A 6141-nucleotide genomic window follows, 5' to 3' on the forward strand; every position below is an offset into this window, starting at 1 on the left:
CGCACCACCCGATACGTGATGCTCGGCGCCCTTGCCCAATCCCGGGTCAGTGAGCAGGTCATCGACGTGCTCACCGGCCTGATGCGCCGGCTGCCCACCGAGCTACGCAAAACCCTGACCTGGGACCAGGGCATCGAAATGATCTACCACCCCGTCTTCACCCTCGCCACCGACTGCAAGGTCTACTTCTGCGACCCCCACAGCCCATGGCAACGCGGCAGCAACGAAAACGTTCCAACGGTCTCCTGCGCCAGTACTTCCCAAGGTCAAGCACCGACTTCCGCACCTGGAGCCAGGACGATCTCGACGCCGTTGCCCGGGAACTCAACGGACGACCACGCCAAACCCTCAACTGGCAAAATCCAGCCGAAGCACTCAACAAACACCTCGTTGCAACAGGCACCTGAAACCGCCCACCGGGGATGCCACTACATCGTGGATCGAGCACGATCATGGACAGTCACACCTGCGGGCTCAGCTGACGGCGGCGCCGAACCACCTGGGTAGGTGGCTGAGCAGGTCCTGCTGATCGTCACCGACCCACGCCACGTGGCCGTCCGGCCGCAGCAGCAAGGCGGGCAGGTCCAGTTCCTGGCTGACGTCGACGACGTGGTCGACCCGGTCGGCCCAGCCCGTCACCGAGAGCCGGCCGGTCTGGTCGAGCAGCAGTCCGCGGCCGCCGTGCATCAGCTCGTAGAGGCGCCCCCGCTTCAGCCCGATGTCGCGCATCCGCCGGCCGAGCAGTTCATGGCCCTCGCCGAAGTCATAGCGGACTGCGATGGCGGTGATCTTCTCGGTGAGGTACCGGTTCACGTCCTCGAAGTTCATCAGTTCCGACACCAGCCGACGGACCGCCTGGGGGCCCGGCTCGGTGGATATCAGCTCGCTCTGTGCGCGGGTGTTGTCGAGCACGTCGGCGGCCACCGGGTGCCGCTCGGTGTGGTAGCTGTCCAGCAGCCCCTCCGGTGCCCAGCCGTTGATCTCGGCGGCCAGTTTCCAGCCAAGGTTGAACGCGTCCTGGACGCCGAGGTTGAGACCCTGCCCGCCCATCGGTGGGTGGACGTGCGCCGCGTCGCCGGCCAGCAGCACCCGGCCGACCCGGTAGCGCTCGGCCAACCGGGTGGCGTCACCGAAGCGGGACAGCCAGCGCGGTGAGTGCACGCCGAAGTCGGTGCCCGCGTACACCCGCAGTTGTCGCCTGAACTCGTCGATGGTCGGCGGGACCGCGCGGTCCTCGGCCACCCCCTCTGCGGGCACGACGACGCGGTACGCCCCGTCCCCCACGGGCCCGACACCGAACCGGAGTTGGGTCTTGCGAACCTCGGCGACCACGGTGGCCACCGTCTCCGCCGGCGCGGCCACCTCCATCTCGCCCAGCAGCGTCTCGACCCGGCTGGGCTCACCGGGGAAGCCGACGCCGAGCAGCTTGCGCACCGTGCTGCGGCCGCCGTCGCAGCCGACGAGGTAACGCGAGCGCAGCCGCGTGCCGTCGGCCAGTTCGGCGGTCACCGCGTGGTCGTCCTGGCTCAGCCCGACCAGTTCGCAGCCGCGGCGGAACTCGACGCCGACCTCGACGGCGTGCTCGGCCAGCAGACGGTCGGTGCTGGTCTGCGGGATCCCGAGGACGTACGGATGCGCGGTGTCCAGCCGGGCCGGCGACGGCTTGGGGATGCCGGCGAAGAAGCCACCGACCGGGTACTGCTGGCCGAGCGCGAGGAACCGCTCCAGCAGACCGCGCTGGTCCATCACCTCGACACTGCGCGCGTGCAGACCGAGCGCCCGAACGTACCTGGCCGGCTCCGTCTCCCGCTCCAGCACGAGCGCGTGCACGCCGTGCAGCCGCAACTCGCTGGCCAACATCATGCCGGTCGGCCCACCACCGACGACGATCACGTCAAACATGGAATCCCCCTCTGCCCCGCGAGTCCCACCGGCGGCTCGGCGTACGCGAGAGCCACGTTGACAAAGCGCACGTAGTTCGCGAATCGCTGATTTCCACAGGTTTTGCGTTCGGGTGGAGATTCTGCGGCAGGACCCGGGCCTTGCCGCAAGACCCCCGGTGCGCTATATGTTGAGGTAGGCAAGGAGTTGGACTCCTTGCCTTTCTTGTTGTCCACTCCGGACGGTGGAGCCCTCCGGCCGTCGGCTAGTCAGTGTGTGTCACCGGGAGCCGGGACGGCGTGCTCGGCGGTTCGGCTGACCTTCTCCCAGCTCGCCCAGGTGTCCATTCGTCGGCGTGAGATATCGAACGCCAGGTCGTACACCATGCTGCCGAGCAGGAGCCGCAGCGGCGGGTCGTCGCTGTCGATCAGTTTCAGCAGCGCTTCGGCGGCCAGTCGGGGCTCACTGTCGATCGAACCTTCGGCCCACTGCCGCTCCAGTTCGGCCCGCAGTGGACCATAGGCCTCCATCGGGGTGGTCGAGGTCATGCTGGTGTACAGGTCGGTCCAGTAGCCCCCGGGCTGCACGATGCTGACCTTGATGCCGAAGGCCGCCGCCTCCATCGCCAGCGCCTCACTCATACCTTCCAGCGCGAACTTGCTCGCGCTGTACATCCCGGTGCTCGGGAAGCCGCCGAGCGCGGCGATGCTGGAGATCTGCACGATGTGCCCGGCCCGTCGGGCGCGCAGGTGCGGCAGAACGGCCTGGCTGACCCAGAGCGCGCCGAACACGTTCACCTCGAACTGGGCCCGCGCCTCCGCCTCGGTGAACTCTTCGACCATGCCCATGGACATGGTGCCGGCGTTGTTGACGACGATGTCGAGCCGCCCGAAGTGCTCGACCGCGGTGGCCACGGCGGCGAAGACCGCCGGCCGGTCGGTCACGTCGAGCCTCAGGACGAGCAGCCTGTCACCGTGGCGCTCGTCGAAGTCGTCGCGGGCGATGGTCCGGGCGGCGGCGACCACTCGATCACCGCGTTCGAGCGCCGCGACGGTGAACGCGCGGCCCAGGCCGCGGCTGGCGCCGGTGATGAACCAGGTACGCGGTGCAGTGCCGGATGAGGTGCGCACAGTCGATCTCCATCCCTTGAGACGAGACGGTCCGTCTCGCTTCTGCGATGAAGGTAGGCCGTGCCGCTTCGCCAGTCAAGACGAGACGTTCCGTCTCGTGTTTCTGGTAACCTTCGGCGCATGACCACGCAGCACCGAGCCACGCCGAACGCGGCCCGCCGGAAAGAGGCCTCGCGGCAGGCCATCCTCACGGCGGCGTTCGACCTGCTCCGGGAGGTCGGATACGCCAAACTCAGCATCGAGGGCATCGCCGCGCGCGCCGGCGTCGGCAAGCAGACCATCTACCGCTGGTGGCCATCCAAGGGCACGGTCATCTTCGATGCCTTCCTGCTCCTCAGCGCCAGCGAGGGCGAGCCTCCGGTACTGCCCGACACCGGCGACCTGGAAGCCGACCTGACAGCGGTGCTACGCGCCACGGTCACGGAGTTGAACGATCCGCAGTACGACCAGCCGATGCGCGCGTTGGCCACCGAGATCGCGCACGACCCCGAGCTGGCCGCCGTCTACGTCGAACGCCTGGACGGGCCGTTGAAGGAAGCCAAGCGACAACGACTACGCAGTGCCCAACAGGCCGGGCAACTCGCCGAGGACCTCGACCTCGACGTGGCCGTGGAGATGATCTGGGGCCCCCTGCTCAACCGCTGGCTGCAACGCAGTGGGCCGCTCACCGCCGAGTACGCCGACCGCGTCGTCACCACAGCACTCAACGGCTTGCGCCCACGCTAGTCCGACGATTGAGCCGACGTGGCGGGGTCTCGCGGAGTGCACTCGACCTCGCGGGCGGGCCACGGTCCGAGGCGCCCGACGAACGTCATCCCAGGCCGCGCTGCCGGGCGAGCAGTTCGACGGCGTCCTTTGCCTCCCGCAGACCGACACCGGTCGCCTCGCGGTAGATCTTGATGGCCTGGATCTTGCGGCCGGCGAGCAACTCCTGCAGGACCGCTCCAGGGGCCTCGGGCTCAGGCTCGCGGATGCCGAGGTGGGCCATGATCAGATCCAACTTGCGCTCGACCACGGCCAGCCTGCGAGCCTGCTGATCCACGTTGGAACGGCGGCCACTCGCGGCGACCAGAGGCACGAGCACGAGCACCAACACGACGGCGAATGGCACGATCCACTCCATACCCGCCATTGAACACTGGCGAGAACCCCGATACCACCGCCCGGCACTGGTCGCGGTTCAGCTCTGCGAAACGACGCCGTCGGCCATCACGCCCAAGCGGGTCCGCACCACCAGGTCGTGCAGGGCGTTCACGGCTTCCGGGTCCGCTCGGTCGGGCAACGCCGACGCGTCCCGGGCCGCCTCCAGCTCGGCGCGCAGCCGCGGCACGTCGGTGGCGAGCCGCTGAGCGGCGCCAGTGGGGAGCGGTCCGTGTTCGGCCTCCCGCTTGGCGGCGATGAGGTCCGGCACGTACGCCAACCTCGTCGCGAGCACACCGAGGTCCGTCTCCAGGCGGCCGGTCCGCATCAGGTGGATCCCGGTGAGCAGGACCCGCAGCGTGTACAGCGCGGGCTTGAGCTGCCCGGTCTTCGCGTACAACTTCTCCTGGCCGGCCGCGAACCCGAGATAGTGGTGCGCGTGGTGACGGGTGATCAGTCCCGGGGCCAGAGACATGAGCTCGGCGTGCACCGCGGTGGTCACGACCACCAGCGGTGACAGCAACTGCTCCAGCACGTACCCGTTGCGGCTGTTCAACAGCTTGGCGAACTTCAGCAGATCGTGACTGACCACGTCCAACTCGACACAATCGCGCACGCCGGTGTGCTGCAACGTCTGCGGGCCGGTGCGCAACCCGACCACCTCACCCGGCGACAGCAGGTGCGCGGCCCGCAGATCCAGGTCGGAGTCGACAGACGCGAACCCGTACAGGTGGGCACCGCTGACGGTGGCGAACAACAGCGGGCGGGGCAGAGCGCGAGCGGCCTCGCCGGCCCACGACGGCACCTCGGTGGTCACTACAGGTTCCTTTCCCGTACGGCGGTGAGCAGCCGGTCCACGGCTTCCCGATCGGGCTGTACCGGCAGCGCGGTGCTGGCGGCGGCGTCGGCGAGGTCGGCGAGTAGGTCCGCCGCCCAGGCGCCGACCACGTCCCACGACAGCTCACCGCGCCGCACCGCGAGCAGCCGGTCGCGCAGGTGCCGCACGTCGACCAGAACCTCCCCGGTACGCAGCACATGCGCTCCGGCGACCAGCAGCCGGATCATGTGCATCGCCTGCTTGTGATTCGTCTCCCCGGTGCGCTCCCGGCGGGCCGCCACCCGTTTCAGCTGATCCCGGGCGTAACTGCCGTACGTCTCGGCCACCCGACTCGACAGGAACGCCCGCCGCGCCGCCAGCAACCGCTCCCCGTCCTCGGTGATCGTCTCGACCAGCGGGGACCAGAGCACCTCCAGAACCGTCGGGTTGCCCTGCAGGGCAAGCACGCAGAAGCGTTCGAACTCCCAGGAGAACTGCTCCGCCGCCGGCCCGTCCACGTGGGTGGGCGGCTTGTCCAGATGCCAGAACGCGCGGGTCGGTGCCGCATACACACCACGCCGGTCGTAGTCGGAGCCCGGGCCGTGCAGCCCGTACGCCCGCGACCCGACCACCACGGCGAGGACGGTATGCCGCTCGACAAGCTCGATCACGCTCGGCAACGCTACCCAAGCCCCGCCTGGCACGCGTGATCTTTTCCGGCAGACCTCGGCATGGCATCCAGCGACGTCAACCAGGTGGCGTCAAGCTGGATAATGGTGGTGGCCAGCGGTGTGATGGCTCCGGGAGGCACTGGGTGTGGATCTACGCAAGCATGGTCGCGTCCAACTTCCACCGAGACCTGGCAGACCTGTTGGACGAACTCCGCGCCAGTGGTGTCAGCGATCCCCCGGTCACGGTGGAGCGGGCCTCCGAGTGGGGGTTGTTGGCAGTTCCCGATTCTGTGATCAGGCATGCGAATATGTGAGTGTTAGTGTCGGTCTGATGAAGCTTGCTGAGTGGGCGCGCCGCAACGGGGTGCACCCACAGACCGCGTGCCGATGGTTCCGCGAGGGAACCATGCCGGTGCCCGCTCGGCGTCTTCCGTCGGGAACGATCATGGTGGACGTTGTCAGTGTCGACGCCCAGGGCCAGGTGGTTGTCTATGCCCGGGTG

Annotated in this window: 6 protein-coding genes and 2 pseudogenes; 3 read left to right on the forward strand and 5 right to left on the reverse strand. The window is 68.4% G+C overall.

All coding sequences use genetic code 11. The features are described 5' to 3' along the window. Positions 1 to 371: pseudogene (locus tag ABZV00_RS37510) on the forward strand (IS30 family transposase); the annotation flags it as partial. Positions 372 to 474: 103 nt separating this feature from the next. Here the strand turns inward: ABZV00_RS37510 and rox are convergent. Continuing rightward, positions 475 to 1902, reverse strand: coding sequence for a rifampin monooxygenase (gene rox / locus ABZV00_RS37515; protein WP_355615330.1), 1428 nt, complete (start codon positions 1900 to 1902; stop codon positions 475 to 477). 248 nt (positions 1903 to 2150) lie between these two features. After that, a complete protein-coding gene (locus ABZV00_RS37520; protein WP_355615333.1) occupies positions 2151 to 3011 on the reverse strand; it encodes an SDR family oxidoreductase in 861 nt (286 codons plus the stop codon). Between the two features lie 120 nt (positions 3012 to 3131). On the opposite strand from ABZV00_RS37520, the gene ABZV00_RS37525 reads away from it, so the two are divergent. Continuing rightward, a complete protein-coding gene (locus ABZV00_RS37525; protein WP_355615336.1) occupies positions 3132 to 3737 on the forward strand; it encodes a TetR/AcrR family transcriptional regulator in 606 nt (201 codons plus the stop codon). A gap of 85 nt (positions 3738 to 3822) precedes the next feature. Here the strand turns inward: ABZV00_RS37525 and ABZV00_RS37530 are convergent, their stop codons facing one another. The 3 genes from ABZV00_RS37530 to ABZV00_RS37540 all read right to left on the reverse strand — a co-directional run bounded on the left by ABZV00_RS37530 (position 3823) and on the right by ABZV00_RS37540 (position 5639). Beyond that, complete coding sequence (locus tag ABZV00_RS37530) at positions 3823 to 4122, reverse strand: ribosomal protein L7/L12 (RefSeq protein WP_355615339.1); 300 nt, start codon at positions 4120 to 4122, stop codon at positions 3823 to 3825. Positions 4123 to 4191: 69 nt separating this feature from the next. Continuing rightward, entirely contained in the window at positions 4192 to 4968 is a 777-nt protein-coding gene (locus ABZV00_RS37535) for a nucleotidyltransferase domain-containing protein (RefSeq protein WP_355615342.1), read from the reverse strand. Next, the gene (locus tag ABZV00_RS37540; protein ID WP_355615345.1) at positions 4968 to 5639 is read right to left on the reverse strand and encodes a nucleotidyltransferase domain-containing protein; all 672 of its coding nucleotides are present in this window, start codon (positions 5637 to 5639) and stop codon (positions 4968 to 4970) included. The genes ABZV00_RS37535 and ABZV00_RS37540 overlap by 1 nt, the downstream gene beginning before the upstream one ends. A 331-nt stretch (positions 5640 to 5970) precedes the next feature. Between ABZV00_RS37540 and ABZV00_RS37545 the strand changes: the two are divergent. Then, a pseudogene (locus ABZV00_RS37545) lies at positions 5971 to 6141 on the forward strand (IS607 family transposase); the annotation flags it as partial.

Origin of the sequence: Micromonospora sp. NPDC005173 (assembly GCF_040608515.1) — a bacterium.
In the GTDB taxonomy this organism is placed as follows: Bacteria; Actinomycetota; Actinomycetes; order Mycobacteriales; family Micromonosporaceae; genus Micromonospora.

Coding starts and splice junctions, on each gene's coding strand:
- ABZV00_RS37525 (WP_355615336.1), top strand. CDS start 3,132: ATGACCACGCAGCACCGAGCCACGCCGAACGCGGCCCGCCGGAAAGAG.
- rox (WP_355615330.1), bottom strand. CDS start 1,902: ATGTTTGACGTGATCGTCGTCGGTGGTGGGCCGACCGGCATGATGTTG.